Raw genomic sequence first — 2,099 nt, forward strand, 5'->3', positions numbered from 1 at the left:
ACCGACCCCGACACGAACCAGCCGGTCGGTGTCGGAGTAACGAGAAGACGTCCTACCGCCCAGCAGAAGCGCGTCATCCGAGCGCACAGCCCCCACTGTGTCATGACCGGCTGCCGGGTATCCAGTGTTCATTCCGATCTTGACCACACCATCGACTGGGCCAACGGCGGCCCAACCGAAACATCCAACATGGACCCCACCTGCCGCCACGACCACCGCATCAAACACCAAGCCGGATGGTCATACCAAAAACTCCCCAACGGCCACCACCAATGGACCAGCCGACTCGGACACACCTACACCAACAAACCCGAACCACCCTAAAACGCGAGGCGTACGGAGTGAGGTTCAAAGGTTCGGAACTTGCGGTTCATCCCAGGCGGCATCTGGGGTCCAGGCCGCCCAGGCTGGGTCCCACCAATTGTGACCTACCTCTAGTTCTCGGACCAGTTCGCTGGCGAATTCCCGGATCCAGGTGCCGAGCTCGGGTGTGTAGCGCCCCTCGTTGACCCGCTGGCCCAGCAGGTCCATGTCTTTCAGCCACCAGGTGAAATCTGGCAACACCACAATGTCCACTTCGAGATCCTGGGTGTCGTAGCCGCTCGGCGTGCGTTCAAACGCGGTCTGGAGGTTGATGTACCAACAAGCGAAGTCTCGATCGGGACCCTCCCAGAAGTGCCACACGGCGTGATGCTCACCGGGTCGTTGCACCATCAAACAGCCATGACCTTCCCAGCTTGTGCGTCCATACCAGGGGTGAAGGCCATCCGGCGTCGGCCAGTCGCCCGGCGGGAACGTGAATCTCGTCCCCGGAGCTGTGTAGGTGACGAGCTGCTCGTCGGTGTCGTCTACCACGTAGACCGGTGCTTCGATCCATGCCTTCCGGTGCCAGCTGGCCTTGAACCGGCGTGTCTCGATCGGATCTAACCCGAGCACTTCCCGGCGTAGCAGGACCTCGCCATGGTTCCATCGGGAATGCATCTTGCTGATTCTATGCAGGCTGGCCGGGGAGGTAACCGAGGTGGATGGTTGGATGCCTATCGACCGCGCACCGACCTAAGGACTATGTCGACGGGAGTGGTTGCTAGGTCGTCGTCGAGATTCTGAACGTACTCGTAGCCGAACCGTCCTTTGATGCACAGGTGGCCGTCGGTGACCGAATGGTCCATGGGTGAGGTCACTTTTACGATGCGGTTGTCCTGGGTGTGCAGTTCGAGATTGCAGCCCACCCCACAGTACGAACAGACCGTCCGGGTGACGTTCTGCTCGTCTTCGTTCCAAACGCCGGCCTGACGCAGTTCGTATTCGGAACGGAACATCAGCGCTCCTGTCGGGCAGACCCCGATGCAGTTCCCACAGAAGACACAAGCTGAGTCGGTAAGGCCTACATCGAACTCGGTGGAGATACGGGCATCAAAGCCTCGACCGGCGACGGCGATGGCAAATGTGTTCTGAGCGTCCTCGCCACAAGCCTCGACGCACTTGTAACAGAGGATGCATTTGGAGTAGTCCCGCATGTACAGCCCGTTGTCGATCTTGGCCGGTTGGGCCACCGTCTCGGTAGCTGCTCCGCTGGCGGCGGTGTGATGGCCGGCATGGCGGTGATCACGGTCTTCGGATGGGGGAGCGGGCGCCCCATGACGGGCCGGATCGGCGCCGTACGTTTCCATCCAACCCGACAGGGTCGAATCTGCGGTCGAAAGGTCAACGGACGAGGCGAGAAACTCGAGGACCATCTTGCGCGAATGCTTGACGCGGTCGGTTTCGGTTTGCACGACCATGCCCTCTTCGGCAGGCCGGGAGCAGGCTGGCACGAGGGTGCGACTGCCTTCGACCTCGACCACACAAACCCGGCAGGCATTGACCGGGGTGAGGTTCTCCAGGTAACAGAGTGTCGGTGTGTCAATCTCTTCAGAGCGACACGCCTCAAGAAGCGTGGCACCGTCCGGCACGGAAACCGACTGGCCGTTGATCGTGACGGTGACGCTCATATGAGTCCGAGGTCGATAAGGGAACGCACTGCGGTCGCGGCCGTGTGCCCGAGGCCGCAGATCGAGGCATCTTTCATGGCAACGTCGATGTCGTCGATGAGTTGGAGA

The 2,099-nt window shown here is 60.9% G+C and carries 3 protein-coding genes; 1 reads left to right on the forward strand and 2 read right to left on the reverse strand.

Annotated features, from left to right (window positions below; translation table 11 throughout):
* The coding region (locus tag JJE47_03020) for an HNH endonuclease (GenBank protein MBK5266381.1) at nt 1-324 on the forward strand (324 nt) is incomplete at its 5' end.
* Between the two features lie 24 nt (nt 325-348).
* Here the strand turns inward: JJE47_03020 and JJE47_03025 are convergent.
* Together JJE47_03025 and JJE47_03030 are read right to left on the reverse strand one after the other, a co-directional pair.
* The gene (locus tag JJE47_03025; protein MBK5266382.1) at nt 349-981 is read right to left on the reverse strand and encodes a DUF402 domain-containing protein; all 633 of its coding nucleotides are present in this window, start codon (nt 979-981) and stop codon (nt 349-351) included.
* A gap of 56 nt (nt 982-1,037) precedes the next feature.
* A complete protein-coding gene (locus tag JJE47_03030) occupies nt 1,038-1,991 on the reverse strand; it encodes a (2Fe-2S)-binding protein (GenBank protein MBK5266383.1) in 954 nt (317 codons plus the stop codon).
* Between the last annotated feature and the right edge of the window lie 108 nt (nt 1,992-2,099).

It is taken from the genome of Acidimicrobiia bacterium (assembly GCA_016650365.1).
Lineage (GTDB): Bacteria > Actinomycetota > Acidimicrobiia > Spongiisociales > JAENVV01 > JAENVV01.